This window comes from Rhizobium sp. BK196, assembly GCF_014193255.1.
GTDB lineage: Bacteria > Pseudomonadota > Alphaproteobacteria > Rhizobiales > Rhizobiaceae > Rhizobium.
Window position 1 is genome coordinate 449,443 of record NZ_JACHZB010000001.1, and the last position, 16,478, is coordinate 465,920.

Below are 16,478 nucleotides of genomic sequence, written 5' to 3' on the forward strand. Positions count from 1 at the left end.
CACCCCTCTCCACCTGCCGCCATCCATCCGTCTCGATTGGAAGATCCGCCGCTAGCTTCTCGCTCGCCGGCTTCGTTCGCATTCGCGCACCGGCATCCGCCAGCCCTTTTCCTTTGATCGAGAGTTTCCATGCGACAGCTTCTGAAGAGCTTTTCCCTCGCGCTCGCGCTGGCCGGATTTGCTGCGCCCGCACTTGCCGCCACTCGGTATCCCCTCACCCTCGCCAATTGCGGCCGACAGGTCACCTTCGAAAAGGCGCCGGCCAGGATCGTTTCGATCGGCCAGGGCATGACCGAAGTGCTCTTCTCGCTCGGCCTTGCCGACAAGATCGCCGGCACCGCCGTCTGGGTCGGCCCGGTCCTTCCGCAATATGCCGATGTCAACAGCAGGATCAGACGGCTAGCCGATAACGATCCGAGCTTCGAATCCGTCGTCGGCGCAGAGCCCGATCTTGTGGCTGCCGAATTCGAATGGCATGTCGGCGCACAAGGCTCCGTCGGCAAGCCCGAGCAGTTCGCCGATCTCGGCATCAACACCTATATCGCGCCTGCCGATTGCGTCGCCAAGATCAACGCCGATGGCGGCGACGGCGTGCGCAAGGAGCTGTTCACCATGGACCTGATCTATCAGGAGATCGCCGAACTCTCCGAGATCTTCGACGTGAAGGACCGTGGAGACGCACTGATCGCCGACTTGAAGAAGCGCGAGGCCGCGGCCGTTGCCTCCGTTTCAGGCGCTGCGGCCAAGAACCTGCCGGTCGTCTTCTGGTTCTCCAGCAAGGAGGTCAAGGGCGATGCCTTCATCGCCGGCAAGAACAGCGCGCCGGCCTATATCCTGAAGACGCTCGGCGCCAAGAACGTCGTCAGCACGGAAGAGGAATGGCCCCTCGTCGGCTGGGAAACGATTGCGCAGGCCAATCCCGCCGTCATCGTCATCGCCACCATGGACCGCCGCCGCTATGCCGCCGACGACCCGAAGGTGAAGGTCGATTTCCTGGAAAACGATCCGGTCACGAAAGAGCTCGATGCCGTCAGGAACGGGCGCTTCGTCATGATGGACGCCCAGTCGATGAACCCGACGATCCGCACGATCGACGGCATCGAAGTGCTGGCAAAGGGCATCAAGTCCTTCGGTCTGACGCAGTGAGCCAGGCTGCCTCGCCACAGAGACGATGGTGGGCGCTGGCAACTCTCGCCATTGCCGCCTTCCTCCTGCTCGGTATCATGATCAGTCTCGCCGTTTCGATCGGCGAGATATCGATCCCGCTCGCCACCACGGCGAAGGCGGTTTCCAACCGCCTTTTCGGCACGGCATTCGAGCTCAGCCGCATTCATCAGGGCATCGTCTGGGATTACCGCCTCAGCCGCGCGCTGGTGGCGGCGAGCGCCGGTGCGTCGCTGGCGCTCTGCGGCACGGTGCTGCAGGCGCTGCTGCGCAATCCGCTTGCCGAACCCTATGTGCTCGGCATTTCGGCCGGCGCGTCGACGGGGGCCGTCTGCGTGATGATATTAGGCCTCGGTTATGGCGTACTCGGCCTGTCGAGCGGCGCCTTCATCGGCGCGGTCGCCGCCTTCCTGCTGGTTGGCGTGCTGGCCGCCGGTGCCGGCGGCACCAGCGAGCGCATCATTCTCTGCGGCGTGGCGGGCTCGCAGCTTTTCAATGCGCTGACCTCCTATATCGTCACCACCTCGGCCAATGCCGAACAGGCCCGTGGTGTGCTCTTCTGGCTCTTGGGATCGCTGAGCGGCGTGCGCTGGCCGGATGTCTATCTCTCCGTGCCGGTTGCCGTGATCGGCTTCATCCTCTGCCTGGCGCATGTACGCGCCCTCGATGCCTTCGCCTTCGGCACGGACGCCGCAGCCGCGCTCGGCGTCCCCGTGCGCCGCGTGCAATTCACCCTGCTCGGCGTCACGGCGGCGATGACCGCCAGCGTGGTCAGCATGGTCGGCTCCATCGGCTTCGTCGGCCTCGTCATTCCCCATGCCGCCCGCTTCCTCGTCGGGCCGGCGCATGGCCGTCTGCTGCCGGCGACCGCGCTTGGCGGCGCGCTCTTCATGGTCGGCGCCGATATCATCTCGCGCATCATCATTCCGCAGCAGATCCTGCCGATCGGCGTCGTCACCGCGCTCTTCGGCGCACCGGCCTTCGCCATCATCCTCTATCGCGTGCGGAGAAGCGCATGAGCATCACCGTCGACAACGTCACCTATGCCGCCGGCAATACCGTCATCGTCAATGGCGTCAGCATATCCGTCGAGAAGGGCAAGGTGCTCGGCCTGCTCGGGCCGAACGGCTCCGGTAAATCCAGCCTGCTTCGCCTGATCTGCCGGCTGCGGCAGGTCAGATCCGGCATCATCCGCCTCGGCGACGACGATGTCTCCGGCCTTTCGCGCGCCGCCCTTGCCCGCCGCATCGCCTTCGTCGAGCAACAGTCGACGACGGATACGCAGATCACCGTGCGCGACGTCGTGCGCCTCGGCCGCACGCCGCATCGCGGCCTCCTCTCCTCCTGGGGCTCCGACGACGATGCCGCCGTTACGGAAGCACTTGCCCGCGTTGACATGGCCGAGCGGGCCGGCCAGCTCTGGCAGACGCTGTCGGGCGGCGAGCGCCAGCGCGTGCATATCGCTAGGGCGCTGGCCCAGAGCCCGAGCGAATTGCTGCTCGACGAGCCGACCAACCACCTCGATATCCAGCATCAGCTCGATATCCTGGCGCTGGTCGCCAAACTCGGCCTCACCTCGATCATCGCGCTCCACGATCTCAATCTGGCGGCGATGTTCTGCGATCACCTGGCCGTGCTGCAGAAGGGCGAGGTCGTGGCCGCAGGCACACCTGAGGAGGTGCTAACCGAAGATCTGATCGCCCGCGTCTTCGGCGTGCGCGCCCATATCGAAAGATCGGCCGTGCATGGCCGCACACATATCCAGTACCGGGTGAGTTGATCCGCGACAACGGGGTGATGCGCTAGCGCATATCGGTCGCCCGGTCGCCTTGTCCGTTCGTTGTGACAGCCGTCTTACAGCGAAGCCCCTGCCATCACGCCTACCAGTTCCCAGGATCGGCGGTGTGATCGACAGCGGCGAATTCGTCCGCCTGTGCGCGATCCAGTGTCACAGTTCTCGTCCTCTTCGTCTCGTCCGCGACCAGATAGCGAAGCGGCGCCGCCTCCTTGGCGAGTTCCTGATACAGGAGAAGCGCGGCCTCCTCGGCGGTATCGGCCTCGATCTCTCGCGTGATGGACACAGTGAACTTCTGCATGGCTTCGGGCTTTCTCGATCGTCGCGGGCATGGACGCAATGTCCGCCGCCTGACAATAAGCGCAGAGCCGAATAGTTCAAGCTGCCCCCGCCCTCGACGATCAGCCGTCCGCCCTCAAACCGACCGCATCAACCCGCCATCCACCTTCAGGCTCTGGCCGGTAATATACCCCGCCCCGTCAGACACAAGAAACGCAATCGTCGCGGCCACTTCCGCACTCGTGCCATAGCGTTTCATCGGCACCGCCTCACGCCGTTCCTCCGTCGCCGGCAGGCTGTCGATCCAGCCGGGCAGCACATTGTTCATGCGGATGTTCTCGGCTGCGTAGGTATCGGCAAAGAGTTTGGTATAGGCGGCAAGGCCGGCGCGGAAGACCGCCGAAGTCGGGAACATCGTCGACGGCTCGAAGACCCAGGCCGTGGAGATGTTGACGATCGCGCCCTTCTTCTGCGCCTGCATGATCGGCGTCACCAGCCGCACCGGGCGGATGACGTTCATCAGATAGACGTCCATGCCGGTGCGCCACTGCTCGTCGGTGATCTCGTTCAGCGGTGCGCGCGGCCCATGGCCGGCGCTGTTGACGAGAACGTCGATGCGCCCCCAGGCCGCCATCGCCGCATCGGTGAGCCGCTTCAGATCGTCGTTCGACTGGTTGGAACCGGTGACGCCGACGCCGCCGAGTTCCTTGGCGAGCGCCTCGCCCTTGCCGGAGGAAGACAGGATCGCGACCCTGTATCCATCGGCCGCAAGGCGCTTCGCACTCTCGGCCCCCATGCCGCTGCCGCCTGCCGTGATAACAGCCACTTTTTCTACTGACATGCCCGTACCCTCCTGAAGCGATATCATTGATTGATCGACGTGTGAGTGCACGATACCATGTCCGTCACGCGAGCGCGAAATAGTTCTCCTCTTTTATGGCAGTAGAAAAACTACTTGATGAGCGATATCCCGGGAAAGCTACCCTCCCTCAATGGCCTCAAAGCTTTCGAAGTCGCGGCACGCCACCTGAACTTCAGGCTCGCCGCCGAAGAACTCGGCGTCACGCAGGGCGCCGTCGCCCAGCAGGTTCGCGGCCTCGAAGCACAGCTCGGCATGGCCCTGTTCGAGCGGCTGCCGCGCACGCTGGCGCTGACATCGGAGGGCCGACGCTACATTGCCGATATCAGGCGCGCCTTCGAGATCATCGCGAGAGCAACCGACGAGCTGAAGCCGCAGGCGATCAAGCTCACCATCAGCACGACGCCGACCTTCGCATCGAAATGGCTGATCCCGCGCCTGCCTGACTTCACCGCTCTGCATCCCGATCTCGACCTGCATATTCTGGCAACCGAGCGCATCTCGAATTTCGCCGCCGATGGCGTCGATCTCGCCGTCCGCTATGGCCGCCCGCCCTTCGGGCCGGGGCTGAATGCCGAACTCCTGTTCGAACAGGAGGTCATCGCCGTCTGCAGTCCGCTGCTGCTTGCCGGCCGGACTGCACCGCGCACGGCCGAGGATCTCTCGGCTTATCCGCTGCTGCACGATGCCCACAATCTCTGGCCGGAATTCGTCGAGCGCCATCTCGCCGGCGGCAGCAGTCCCTCCTTCAAAGGCATCAGCTTTTCGCAGACCGCGCACGCCATCGAGGCGGCGATCGCCGGACAGGGCATCGTTCTCGCCAATGGCGGCTTCGTCACCGAGGACCTTGCCAAGGGCCGGCTGGTGCGTGTCTTCGAAGCCAGGCTGCGCGGCCCGTCGGACATCTACCTCGTCTGGCCGCGCTACCGGAAATCTCCTGCGCGGGAAACCGTGATCGGCTGGCTGTTCGCCGAAGCGCAGAAAAAGGCTGAGCCGTCGCCCATGGGCCTGGTGTCGCCTGGCTGAAAATAACCAGCCCTTGCGCAGGACGCCGGAGACACCAGATTCAATCTCTTCATTCCCGCCGATAAGCACCGATAATAACAGGCCTATTTAATGTTCCATTTCATTCTCGGCCTTCCCTGGCTGGTCGTCCTCCTCCGCTTCATCCTGCCCCTGCCGTGGATATGGCCTGCCAAGGCCCTGCTGGCCGCCGTCCTCCTCGTCGGCTCCCAGCAGGTCCTGCTGAACCGCATGTCGTCAGGGTCCATCTTCGCGCCCGAATATCCTCGCCCGCTGATTATCGTGCTGAATTTCCTCTTCGGCGCGACACTCCTTCTGGCTGTCTTCCAGATCGCGCTCGATGCCGTCTCGCTTGTCCTTGCCCTCATCGAGGGCCAATTTCCGGCCGTGCCTCCTGAAGTCCGCTATATCATCGGGCTTGCGGCTTTGGGCCTCGCCGCCTTCGGCGTTGCCGGAGCCGTGCGCATTCCGCCGGTGAAAAATGTCGAGATATCAATTCGCGACCTTCCCGAAGCCTTCGACGGCTACCGCCTGCTGCAATTGACCGACCTGCATCTCAGCCGCCTCTTCCCGGCGTCCTGGGCCGAAACCCTCGTCAGGAAGGCCAATGACTTGAAAACCGACCTGATCGTCGTGACCGGCGATTTCATCGACGGCCGTCTGGAAAAACGCCGTGCGGATGTGGCACCGCTCGCAACGCTCGAGGCGAGCGACGGCGTCTTCGCGATCCCCGGCAATCACGAATATTATTTCGGCTACGACGATTGGATCGAGCACGACGCGAGTCTCGGCATGCGCATGCTGATGAACGAACACGCCGTCATCGAGCGCGGCGCGGATCGGATCGTCATTGCCGGCGTGACCGATCTTGCGGCCTTCGGCAGACCGATGCCCAATCCCGATCTTGCCGCCGCCTTGAAAGACGCCCCGGCCGAAGCTCCGATCATTCTTCTCGACCATCAGCCGAGAATGGCAATCGAGACCGCCAAGAGAGGCATTGCGCTGCAGCTGTCAGGCCATACCCATGGTGGCATGGTCCTCGGTCTCGATCGTCTGGTCGCCCGTGCCAATAGCGGCTTCGTCTCCGGCCACTACCAGGTTGGTGATATGCAGCTCTATGTCAACAACGGCACCGCGCTGTGGCCGGGCTTCGCGCTCAGGCTCGGCCGGCCCTCAGAGCTGACGGTCTTCACGTTACGGCGAAAAGTCTAATCCCGCTCGGGTCTCGTATCCCTGACCATCAAGCGAATGCGCTCGGCCAGATCAGGATCGACGGGATTATAGACGACCATGTTGAGGTCCGGCCTGCCATCGATGGCAAAACCGGAATATTCCAGCTCGATATCGCCGAGCACGGGATGTTTCAGCCGCTTGGTTCCTTCGCCATGCGCGATCACCTCATTCTCCTCCCAAATCCGCTTGAACTCAGCGCTCGTGCGGCAAAGTTCCTCCACCAGATCTGATATCTCCGAAGTAGCACCCGCCCGTGCCGCATCCGCCCGGAAGGCTCCGACGACGAAACGCGCCATGGCCTCCCAATCATGCTGAACGTTGCGGACAGCAGGGTTGGAGAACAGCAGCCGCAGGACATTCCGATCTCCAGGCGCAAGCTTGCCGTAGTCGGTCATGACAACGGTGGCTGCGCGGTTCCAGGCCACGATATCCCAGGCCGCCGTGCGCACCAGCGCCGGGCTCACTTCGAGCGCATCGATGAGACGCTGCAGCCGAGGGCTGATGCCTTCGATGGCGCGGTAGCGCACCTCCGGCGGCCGGCCGAGACCGAGGATGAAGAGGTGCTCGCGCTCGGGCTCGGTCAGCATCAGGCCGCTCGCGATCCGGTTCAGCACATCAGCCGAAGGTGCGCCACCGCGACCCTGCTCCAGCCATGTGTACCAGGTCGGGCTGATATTGGCGCGCTGCGCCACCTCTTCGCGTCTCAGGCCCGGCGTGCGCCTGCGCCCGGAAAAACCGAAGACCGTCGGATCGAGGCGCGAGCGGCGGTCGCGAAGGAAGGTACCGAGGGCATTGCTGTCGGTGCTCATGCTGTCCCTGTTAGCCATTATAATAGGATAACGTCACTACTTTAACAGCATAAAACATAGCGCAATATTGGGCTTCATCGCAATAAGGAGACACAGCATGCGCATTTTTCTCACCGGCGCCACCGGCTTCATCGGATCCGCCATCCTGCCTGAGCTGCAAAAAGCGGGTCACCATGTCATCGGCATGACCCGCTCGGATGCCGGCGCCAAGATGTTGGAAGCCGCCGGCGCCGAAGTCCACCGCGGGGTGCTGGAAGAACCCGAGAGCGTGCGAGCCGGCGTCGAAAAGGCCGATGCGGTCATCCACACGGCCTTCGACCATAATTTCTCCCGCTTCGCCGAGAATTGCGAGAAGGACGGCCGCGTCATTGCCGCGATGGGCGAGGCGCTCAAGGGCTCGAACCGCCCCCTCCTCATCACATCAGGCACCGGCATGGGCAATGCTCATTTTGGAGAGCTCGCGAGCGAGGATGTCTTCAACATCGAGCATCCCAACCCGCGCATCGCCTCCGAGCTTGCGGGCAATGCGCTCCTCGACCAAGGCGTCAACGTATCCGTCATGCGCCTTCCCCAGGTCCACAATACGGTCAAGCAGGGCCTCGTCTCGCCGCTCATCGAAATCGCCCGGCAAAAAGGCGCCGTCGCCTATGTCGGGCAAGGCCGCAACCGCTTCCCGGCCGGCCACCTGCTGGACGTTGCGCTGCTCTACCGGCTGGCGATCGAAAGAGCCGAGCCCGGCGCCCGCTACAACGCAGTTGCCGAGGAAGGCATCACCACCCGCGAGATTGCCGAAGCTCTCGGCCGCGGCCTGAAACTACCTGTTGTCTCGGTCGCGCCGGAAAAGGCTGCCGAGCATTTCGGCTGGATGGCGATCTTTGCCGGCCTCGACTTCCCGGCCTCCAGCGAAAAGACCCGCCGGATCCTTGGATGGAATCCCGTTGGTCCTGGCTTGATCGCCGATCTCGATGCGATGGATTACGGCGCCCTGGCGGCCTGACCGAGCGCACAGGACGGCCCGCCTGCGGAACCTCCCCGGCTCCGCAAGCGGAAGAACTTTTCCGCGTTAGACCTGCAGCCCGCCGGAAATATCGATCACGCCACCGCTGATATAGCCGCCGTGCGGTCCCGCCAAGAAACTGATCGCCGCCGACACCTCTTCAAGCGTCGCAATGCGCCGGATCGGATGCAGGTCCATGATCGCGTCAGGCAGCTTGTCTCGCACATCGGCCGCCATATCGGTCGGCATGATGCCGGGCTGGACGACGTTGACGGTGATATTGCGCCCCCCGAGATCGCGGGCCACACCCTTCGCATAGCCGGCAATCGCCGCCTTGGTCCCCGCATAATCGGCAACGCCCGAAAACGGCACGCGGCTGCCGAGCAGCGAGCCGATGAAGATGATCCGGCCGCCATCTGAAATCGCCTGCGCCGCCGCACGTGTCGTCGCCACCGCACCCATCACGTTGACCTGCCACTGACGGTCGAGATTGACCGTGTCGAGTTCGGGGTCGTCGACCGTCCTGCCCTGCACGGCAATCGCCGCATTGTTGACGAGGATATCGAGCTTGCCGAAATAGGCCAGAACCTTGTCGACCAGCGGTTTGGCCGCCGCCGCATCGGCCTGGTCGCTCTGGATCGCCAGAGCCCGGACACCCTTTGCCCGCAGCGTCTCGACCACCGCTTCCGCCTTCTCGGCCGAATTGACATAGCTGATCGCCACATCCGCCCCCTGATCGGCAAGCGCCGCAGCTGCAGCGGCACCCAGCCCGCGTGAACCACCGGTCACCAAAGCGACCTTTCCTTTCAAAATGTCAGACATATCAGTCCTTTCCATACCCATCGAGGCGTCGCCCGCCTCATTGGCCGGCGCTCAGGTTTTTTCGTAACGATCGTTACAGTAACGATTGGTATGAAATCTGGACAAAGGCTGTCAAGTGGTTTAATAACGACCATTATGAAATTCATTGAGTCGGTCTGATGGGACGCCATCGCGAATTTGATGTGGAGAAAGCGCTCGATGCCGCGCTTTGCGTCTTCTGGCGCAAGGGCTATGAAGGCGCGTCCTATGCCGACCTGACCGAGGCGACCGGCGTCGAGAGGCCGGCGCTCTATTCCGCCTTCGGCAACAAGGAGGCACTCTTCCGCCAAGTCTTGGATCGCTATTATGAGCGATACGTGGACTATATCCCGAAAGCGCTTGAGATGCCGACATCCAGGGAGGTGGCTGCGTACATGATGTCCGGCGCGATCGACCTCAATACCCGCTATCCCACCCATACCGGCTGCCTCGCCATTAACGGCGTCCTGGCGGGATCGGATGAAGCCGAACCGGTGCGGCAGGCCCTGATTGATTCCCGCGCCGTTGCCGAAATCCAGCTTCGCGAGCGCTTCGAGCGGGCAAAGGCCGAGGGCGACCTGCCGGAGACTGCCAAGCCCGCAGCGCTGGCGGCCTTCCTGCTGGCCGTGCTTCATGGGATGGCGGTACAAGCCAAGGCCGGCTTCAGCCGCGATATGCTGGAGGCCGTTGCCGAGCAGGCGCTTTCAACCTGGCCTTCGAAATCTTCCTGAACTTCAGCAGCCGGAATTCAGTCCGCCGGCGCATCCATCTTCGCCCGCACCGCCAGAAACGCCGCCGTCAGCCGCGCTAGCACCGGCGATGTAACCGATCCATTCGTCCCACCGATCGGGTCTTCGATATGGATCGTTCTCAGATCATCCATGAACTCGTCCCAGAGCGGCTGACCGCCCTCTTCCAAGAGTTCGGCGCGGATGCTCAGATCCTCGCTGACCGGCAGATGCCGGCGCCCCCAGGCGCCGATCATCGCAAACATGGGCACGAGCTGGATGGACGCTTCGGTCAGGCTGTAGATCGACTTCTGGCTATGGGAGGGATCATCGAGTTTGCTGATCAACCCGTAGGACATCAGCCGCTTCAGCCGCGCCGCCAGAATATTGGACGCGATCCCCTCTTCCGATTGTGTCAGCAGCTCGCGGAAATGACGGCGATTGCCGAACATGATATCCCTGATGATGACGAGGCTCCATCGGTCGCCCAGCACCTCCATCGTCAGGTTTATCGGGCAGCCCGAGCGTATTTCGATATTCATATCCGACTCCGTGACAAAAACTAGTTGCACTATAGGATTAGTTATGTCACAACTCAACTAGTTTCAAAATGCAATCAGATGGAGGCTGACATGGCACGTATACGCGTAGCTGCATTTTCTCTTTCGATAGATGGTTTCGGCGCCGGCCCCGACCAGAGCATCAACGATCCCCTGGGCAAACGCGGCATGGAACTGCACCAGTGGTTCTTCGGCACCCGCACCTTCCGGACCATGATTGGCAAAGACGGCGGCTCGACCGGCACCGATGAGAAATACGCCTCAGCGGGCAATTCCGGCTTCGGCGCCTTCATCCTCGGCCGCAACATGTTCGGCCCTGTCAGGGGCGAATGGCCGGATGAGGAGTGGAAGGGCTGGTGGGGGCCGAATCCGCCCTATCACGCGCCGACCTTCATCCTCACCCACTATGCTCGTGAGCCCATCGTCATGGAAGGCGGCACCACCTTCCATTTCATCACCGGCGGCATCGAGGAAGCGCTGGAAAAGGCAAAGGTGGCCGCCGGCGACAAGGACGTCAAGATCGGCGGCGGCGTCAGCACTGTGCGTCAATATCTGCAAGCCGGGCTGATCGACGAGATGCATTTCGCCATTTCCCCGGTCGTCCTCGGCAAGGGCGAAGCCATGTTCGAAGGCATCGACCTGCCGTCCCTGGGCTTCTCCGTCAAATCCCACGAGATGACGGAATCGGCCACCCATATCGTCCTTTCGAAGTGAGATTGGCAATGTCCCTGGCAATGTATCTGCACCCGCTCTCCTCCTACTCCCAGAAGGCGAAAACTGCCTTTTACGAGAAGGATCTGCCCTTCGAGGCGAAGCTTCTCGACGGAAGCGAGCCGATCAATTCGGAATTCTCGCGGAAATGGCCGATCAAGCGTTTCCCGGTCCTCGAACACGGTGGCGACTTCATCTTCGAAGCCACGAGCGTCATCGAATATATCGATATGCTTCATCCAGGCGAACAGCCACTCGTTCCGCGCGATGCGGCAACGGCGATCAAAGTGCGCATGTGGGACCGCTTCTTCGACAACTATATGCAATATCCGCAGCAGCGCATGGTCTACGCCGCAATCGGCCGGGAAATGGAGCCTGACGACGGTTATATCCGCTGGCGCCAGGCACTCGAAACCGCCTACGGCATTCTCGATGCGCATATGAGGGGCCGCCAGTGGGTGGCGAGCGAAACCTTCAGCCTCGCAGACTGCTCCGCTGCCCCCGCCATGCTCTATGCCGATTGGGCTCATCCGATCCCCGACCATTTCGAAAATGTCCGCGCCTATCGCGCTCGCTTGCTCGCCCGCCCGAGCTACGCCCGCGCCCTCGACGAGGCCCGCCCCTATCGCCATCTTTATCCGCTGGGCGCACCTGTCGGGCGGGACTGATCGGCCGGCATCGGAAGACATCGGCCAACCCAGATATCAGACAAGCCCCTGGCTGAAGCCGAAGCTCGCGTCGGCTTCGGCCTCCACATCCTCGGCAAACAGCATGTCATTCTGCGGCCGGCCGCTGCGGACCATCGGATATACATTTTCGAGCGCCGCAACCCGGCAATCGAAAAGCACCGGCCGGTCGATGGCGATCATCTCCCTGATCCTGTCGTCGAGCTCGTCCGGCCTTTCGCATCTGAGACCAACGGCACCATAAGCTTCCGCAAGCATGACGAAATCAGGCAGCGAAGCCGTATAGGAATGGGCCTGGCGGTTACCATGCAGGATCTGCTGCCATTGCCGAATCATGCCGAGGCGCTCGTTGTTGAGGATGAAGATCTTGACCGGCGCCTGATGCTGCATCGCCGCCGAGAGTTCCTTCAGCGTCATCTGCACCGAGGCATCGCCAACGATGCCGATGACCAGGCGGCCGGGATGGGCGATCTGAGCGCCGATCGCCGCCGGCAACCCGTACCCCATCGTGCCGAGCCCGCCTGATGTCAGCCAGCGGTTCGGCGCCTCGATGCCGAAAAGCTGCGCCGCCCACATCTGATGCTGGCCGACATCCGTCGTGACGATGGGATCGTAGGCCGTCGTCAGCGCATGCAACCGTTCCAGCGCATATTGCGGCATGATCTCGTCGCGGCGCATCTCGTAGGCAAAGGATTTTCGCGCCCTCCACCCTTCGATCTCGGCCCACCAGCCATCCAGCCGCCTTCGCTGAGGTGGAACGGGAAGCGCCCGCCAGGCTTCGATCATCTCCTTGAGCACATCAGCAGCATCCCCTGATATGCCGATATCGACCGGCACGTTCTTGTTGATCGAGGACGGATCGATATCGATATGGATCTTCTTCGATCCGGGCGAAAAACGGTCCGTGCGCGAGGTGACGCGGTCGTCGAAGCGCGCTCCGACCGCGATCATCAGGTCGCAATCGTGCATCGCCATATTCGCCTCGTAGGAACCGTGCATACCCGGCATCTTCAGCCAGTTCGGCCCTGACGCGGGATAGGCGCCAAGCCCCATCAGCGTCGAGGTGATGGGAAAGCCCGTCAGTTCCACCAGCTCGCGCAACAGGCGCGAGGCTTCAGGTCCGGAATTGATGACGCCGCCGCCCGTATAGAGGACCGGCCGCGTGGCCTGCGTCATCAGCGCTACCGCGTCACGGATCGCTTGTCCGTTGCCGCCTGTCTCCGGCCGATGGTTTACCGGTACAGAAACCTCCTCCGGCGCAACATAGAGACCGCTCGCAAACAGCACATCCTTGGGCATATCGACCAGAACCGGCCCCGGCCTTCCCGATGTCGCGATCCTGAAGGCGAGATGGATGGTCTTGGCGAGATCATCGATATGGCTGACGAGAAAATTGTGCTTGGTGCAGGGCCGCGTGATACCGACGGTGTCGCATTCCTGAAAGGCATCCGTGCCGATCAGGCTCGTCGGCACCTGCCCCGTCAGGCAGACGAGCGGAATGGAATCCATCAGCGCGTCCTGCAGCGCCGTCACCGCATTGGTGACACCCGGCCCGGAGGTCACCAGCATGACGCCGGCCTTGCCGGTCGAGCGCGCATAGCCTTCGGCGGCATGTCCGGCACCCTGTTCGTGGCGCACGAGCAGATGCTTGATCTCGTCCTGCTGAAAGATCTCGTCATAGATCGGCAGCACGGCAGCGCCGGGATAGCCGAAAATATGCTGGACGCCATTGTCGCGCAGTGCCTGCAGAACGATTTCGCCGCCGTTCATCAGGCGGCCAGAGGGAGTATTCGCTGACGTATCGGAGGAATTTTGGGTAAAATTAGCCTTATCGCCGGTCATAGCAATGTTCCGTCGTTGATTGGGTGATTGGGTGCGACGGGGCATAAAAAAAGGCCCCGTCAGGGACCTCGTTTTCGGCGCATGGGTGGCTGATGCCGGACGGTTACACCGTCCTGCCCATGCGCGATATCACCACGACGAGAACCATTGCGATTTTCATGGGCGTAAGAGCTAGCCGCAATCTTGCGGTCCGTCAATCATGTCTCTGCGAAAGAAAGCCACCGGGGAACAGCGCCCTGCTCGCTCCGGCAAGCCCCGTTGGGGTGATGTCCTTCAAGCAGACAGAGCTGTCCGCACGGGAAACCATGACCCCGCATATACTCGTCAGCACCTGTCTGAATGCCGCCAAAATTCAGCTGCCTGAAGCGATGCCGCCCGAGCGCCGGATCATTTCATGATCGCGGCCTGTCTCAGCGCCGCGTGGATGTCGCTCACGACGGCAGCGCCTTCGCCGACGGCTGCGGCAACCCGCTTCGTCGAACCGGCCCGGACATCGCCGATCGCAAAAACGTTCGGCAGACTGGTTTCCAGTTGCAGGGAGGGCCGTCCGAGCTCCTCTTCGACATCGGAGCCGAAGGCGGTGCCGGTCCTGATGAAGCCCCTGTCGTCCGTCTTGATGCGGCACTTGATCCAATCGGTATTCGGATCGGCGCCGATAAACATGAAGACGCGGCGAAGATCGTATTTTTTCCCGGATTGCTCCCTGATATCGGTGATCGTTGCCCTCAGACGGCCGTTTTGGTCTTGCGACAGCGCCGTCAGCTCGCATCCCAGATGCATCTCCACGTTGGGCAGCGCCGCTATGCGATCGATGAGGTAGGTCGACATGGTTTCGGTCAGGCTTCGGCGGATCACCAGATGCAGACGTCGGACCCGCGGCGCCAGGAATGCGATCGCCTGCCCGGCGGAATTGCCGCCGCCAACCAGGGCTATATCGTCGTTTTCGCAGAGTTTGGCTTCGATTGCAGATGCCCAATAGGAAATGCCGGCGCCCTCGAAGCGCGCGATGTCGGGAATATCTGGCCTGCGGTACCTGGCGCCCGAGGCGATGACGACGGTTCGTGCCTTGACCGCCCGGTCTCCCTCGAGCCGCAAGACCATCGGACCCGTCCTGCGTTTGCCGGCTGGAGGTGGAACCAGTTCGCTGACCTCGAGCGGCAAGGCGATCTCCGCTCCGAATTTGAGCGCCTGATTGAAGGCGCGGCCTGCAAGCGCCTGGCCTGAAATTCCGGTCGGAAAGCCGAGATAATTTTCGATACGGGAGGAACTGCCGGCCTGCCCGCCGATCGAGCGTGCGTCGACGACGATGACGGTGAGCCCCTCCGACGCCGCGTAAACCGCAGCAGCCAGCCCAGATGGACCCGCTCCGACGATCGCCACATCGTAGACGGTCGCCGGATCGAGCTCCGGCATGATGCCGAGGCAGCAGGCGGCTTCGGCGTCGGTCGGATGTTTGAGCACCGTGCCGTTGGGGCAGACCATGAGCGGCAGTTCGCCCGCTAGAATTCCAAGCCTCTCGACCAGGGCGTGGCCTTCGTGATCCAGCGCCGCATCGAGGACGACATGGGGGTAGCCGCTTCGGGTCAGAAAGCCCTGCAGGCGAACGAGGTTGGGCTCACCGGGATTGCCGATCAGAACGGAACCGGCGCCGCCGAAATTGATCAGTTCCACACGCCGCAGGATATAGGCGCGCATGATGATCTCACCGATATCGGCCGATCCTATGATCAGAGCCTTCAGATGCGCGGCGTCGAACGCCAGCGCCACACATCCTTCCGGACCCGCACGTCCGCCCGCAAGCACCGGCCGTCCGGAGAGCTGACTGACCTCTCCCGAAAACTGCCCTGCGCCATGGCTCGTGATCAGCGCTTCCGGCATCGACAATCCGTCGTGCCTGAAGACATCGAGACGGCCGGAGAGGATCAGCCACGCGGGCGAATGCCTGTCACCGACCTGGGACACGATCTCGCCGGGGGCAAAGGTGTGCGGGCCGCTGCTGGCAAAGCGTGCCGCCATTTGAATTTGCGCGGCGTTCAGCACCGGAAACATCTGGTAACGGCGGCTTTCGAGGCTGTCGGAGCTCATCTCGGCACGCTCAATAATAGCGCGGGATCGGGCCGCGCTGCGGCGTCTGATCGGGCAGTTCCACCATTATCTCGTCGAAATAGCACCAACCCCAGCCCTCGGGTGGATCGTAACCTTCGATGATGGGATGACCCGTGGCGTGGAAATGCGCCGTCGCATGCTTTCCGATGGACTGGTCGCAGCATCCGACATGGCCGCATTCCCGGCAAAGCCGAAGATGGACCCACTCCTCTCCGTCCTCCAGGCATTCTTCGCAGCCAAGCGTCCCTGGCGTCACGGATCGCACACCTGCGACATGCTTACATCCCGACATCTGATTCTCCGGCGGTGATTGAAGGCTGTCCCTGCCGGAGGAACATAGATCACGAGGCGATTTTCTCCATCTATACGCAAGGATAGAAATGCATGTCCGCACTCACCGCGATCAAGCCCCCCCTACAACCGGAAATCGCACATTCTCCCAGAGCTAAATCGGCAAAGAGGGATTGCAACAGATCAATGGGCATATCATGCGCCGTGGCCATAATATCTACCTTTCCCTTTCACGGCCCTCTATCGTTGTTGTCCTCGGTGATGTCCGCTAGAAAACCGGTGATCCCTCGTGCCTTAGGGCGAAGCATCTTTCTGTGTCAAAACTCAATATTCGCTCAGAGAAGCAATGCCGATGAATGCGTCGCCTGAGCATTTAAAACCGCAGCAAAGCTTTGGTCATCAATCATTAGGGGATTGACATCAGCTTGCTGCGCGACGCGATCAACCTCCGTCATGTTATGCGGCACGATGGTTCCGCCACCAATGAGGGTAAGCAGTTCAGCCCGTGTAATGTAGCTGCCGTCGGCAAAGACGAAGGTTTCGATGCCGGCCGTG

The 16,478-nt window shown here is 62.1% G+C and carries 19 protein-coding genes; 10 read left to right on the forward strand and 9 right to left on the reverse strand.

Translation table 11 applies throughout. The features are described from left to right. Positions 1–129: 129 nt before the first annotated feature. Genes FHT78_RS02445 through FHT78_RS02455 form a run of 3 tightly spaced genes read left to right on the forward strand, consistent with a single transcriptional unit; the run spans position 130 to position 2,944 of the window. Positions 130–1,146, forward strand: a complete 1,017-nt coding sequence (locus FHT78_RS02445; protein ID WP_183740056.1) for an ABC transporter substrate-binding protein — start codon at positions 130–132, stop codon at positions 1,144–1,146. Beyond that, a complete protein-coding gene (locus FHT78_RS02450) occupies positions 1,143–2,183 on the forward strand; it encodes an iron ABC transporter permease (protein WP_183740059.1) in 1,041 nt (346 codons plus the stop codon). Before FHT78_RS02445 ends, FHT78_RS02450 begins: the two co-directional genes overlap by 4 nt. Beyond that, entirely contained in the window at positions 2,180–2,944 is a 765-nt protein-coding gene (locus FHT78_RS02455) for an ABC transporter ATP-binding protein (protein WP_183740062.1), read from the forward strand. The genes FHT78_RS02450 and FHT78_RS02455 overlap by 4 nt, the downstream gene beginning before the upstream one ends. 100 nt (positions 2,945–3,044) lie before the next feature. Here the strand turns inward: FHT78_RS02455 and FHT78_RS02460 are convergent, their stop codons facing one another. Together FHT78_RS02460 and FHT78_RS02465 are read right to left on the reverse strand one after the other, a co-directional pair. Next, a complete protein-coding gene (locus FHT78_RS02460) occupies positions 3,045–3,260 on the reverse strand; it encodes a hypothetical protein (protein WP_183740065.1) in 216 nt (71 codons plus the stop codon). Positions 3,261–3,374: 114 nt separating this feature from the next. After that, positions 3,375–4,079 (reverse strand): SDR family oxidoreductase, encoded by a 705-nt coding sequence (locus FHT78_RS02465; protein WP_183740068.1) that lies wholly within the window; start codon positions 4,077–4,079, stop codon positions 3,375–3,377. A 117-nt stretch (positions 4,080–4,196) separates the two neighbouring features. On the opposite strand from FHT78_RS02465, the gene gcvA reads away from it, so the two are divergent. Next, entirely contained in the window at positions 4,197–5,123 is a 927-nt protein-coding gene (gene gcvA / locus FHT78_RS02470) for a transcriptional regulator GcvA (protein ID WP_183740072.1), read from the forward strand. Positions 5,124–5,213: 90 nt separating this feature from the next. Then, the gene (locus tag FHT78_RS02475; RefSeq protein WP_183740075.1) at positions 5,214–6,332 is read left to right on the forward strand and encodes a metallophosphoesterase; all 1,119 of its coding nucleotides are present in this window, start codon (positions 5,214–5,216) and stop codon (positions 6,330–6,332) included. Here the strand turns inward: FHT78_RS02475 and FHT78_RS02480 are convergent. Next, complete coding sequence (locus FHT78_RS02480; protein WP_183740077.1) at positions 6,329–7,162, reverse strand: helix-turn-helix transcriptional regulator; 834 nt, start codon at positions 7,160–7,162, stop codon at positions 6,329–6,331. The genes FHT78_RS02475 and FHT78_RS02480 overlap by 4 nt on opposite strands. Positions 7,163–7,259: 97 nt before the next feature. Between FHT78_RS02480 and FHT78_RS02485 the strand changes: the two genes are divergently transcribed. Then, a complete protein-coding gene (locus FHT78_RS02485; RefSeq protein WP_183740080.1) occupies positions 7,260–8,159 on the forward strand; it encodes an SDR family oxidoreductase in 900 nt (299 codons plus the stop codon). A gap of 66 nt (positions 8,160–8,225) precedes the next feature. Here the strand turns inward: FHT78_RS02485 and FHT78_RS02490 are convergent, their stop codons facing one another. Then, positions 8,226–8,981, reverse strand: coding sequence for an SDR family oxidoreductase (locus tag FHT78_RS02490; RefSeq protein WP_183740083.1), 756 nt, complete (start codon positions 8,979–8,981; stop codon positions 8,226–8,228). A gap of 158 nt (positions 8,982–9,139) precedes the next feature. Between FHT78_RS02490 and FHT78_RS02495 the strand changes: the two genes are divergently transcribed. Then, positions 9,140–9,730 (forward strand): TetR/AcrR family transcriptional regulator, encoded by a 591-nt coding sequence (locus FHT78_RS02495; protein ID WP_183740086.1) that lies wholly within the window; start codon positions 9,140–9,142, stop codon positions 9,728–9,730. Between the two features lie 17 nt (positions 9,731–9,747). Here the strand turns inward: FHT78_RS02495 and FHT78_RS02500 are convergent, their stop codons facing one another. Beyond that, entirely contained in the window at positions 9,748–10,269 is a 522-nt protein-coding gene (locus FHT78_RS02500) for a helix-turn-helix domain-containing protein (protein ID WP_183740089.1), read from the reverse strand. Between the two features lie 90 nt (positions 10,270–10,359). Between FHT78_RS02500 and FHT78_RS02505 the strand changes: the two genes are divergently transcribed. Both FHT78_RS02505 and FHT78_RS02510 read left to right on the forward strand, forming a co-directional pair. Continuing rightward, positions 10,360–11,001 (forward strand): dihydrofolate reductase family protein, encoded by a 642-nt coding sequence (locus FHT78_RS02505; RefSeq protein ID WP_183740093.1) that lies wholly within the window; start codon positions 10,360–10,362, stop codon positions 10,999–11,001. A gap of 8 nt (positions 11,002–11,009) precedes the next feature. Continuing rightward, entirely contained in the window at positions 11,010–11,666 is a 657-nt protein-coding gene (locus FHT78_RS02510; protein WP_183740096.1) for a glutathione S-transferase family protein, read from the forward strand. A 36-nt stretch (positions 11,667–11,702) separates the two neighbouring features. Here the strand turns inward: FHT78_RS02510 and FHT78_RS02515 are convergent, their stop codons facing one another. Next, on the reverse strand, positions 11,703–13,454 hold the full coding sequence (locus FHT78_RS02515; RefSeq protein ID WP_183741815.1) for an acetolactate synthase 3 large subunit: 1,752 nt from the start codon (positions 13,452–13,454) through the stop codon (positions 11,703–11,705). 164 nt (positions 13,455–13,618) lie between these two features. On the opposite strand from FHT78_RS02515, the gene FHT78_RS02520 reads away from it, so the two are divergent. Continuing rightward, complete coding sequence (locus FHT78_RS02520; RefSeq protein ID WP_183740099.1) at positions 13,619–13,924, forward strand: hypothetical protein; 306 nt, start codon at positions 13,619–13,621, stop codon at positions 13,922–13,924. Here the strand turns inward: FHT78_RS02520 and FHT78_RS02525 are convergent. From FHT78_RS02525 to FHT78_RS02535, 3 genes are all read right to left on the reverse strand, one after another. Beyond that, entirely contained in the window at positions 13,914–15,611 is a 1,698-nt protein-coding gene (locus FHT78_RS02525; protein WP_183740102.1) for an FAD-dependent oxidoreductase, read from the reverse strand. The genes FHT78_RS02520 and FHT78_RS02525 overlap by 11 nt on opposite strands. A 10-nt stretch (positions 15,612–15,621) precedes the next feature. Further along, positions 15,622–15,924 (reverse strand): UBP-type zinc finger domain-containing protein, encoded by a 303-nt coding sequence (locus FHT78_RS02530; RefSeq protein ID WP_183740105.1) that lies wholly within the window; start codon positions 15,922–15,924, stop codon positions 15,622–15,624. Between the two features lie 334 nt (positions 15,925–16,258). Further along, a partial coding sequence (locus FHT78_RS02535) for a hypothetical protein (RefSeq protein WP_183740108.1) occupies positions 16,259–16,478 on the reverse strand: 220 nt, incomplete at its 5' end.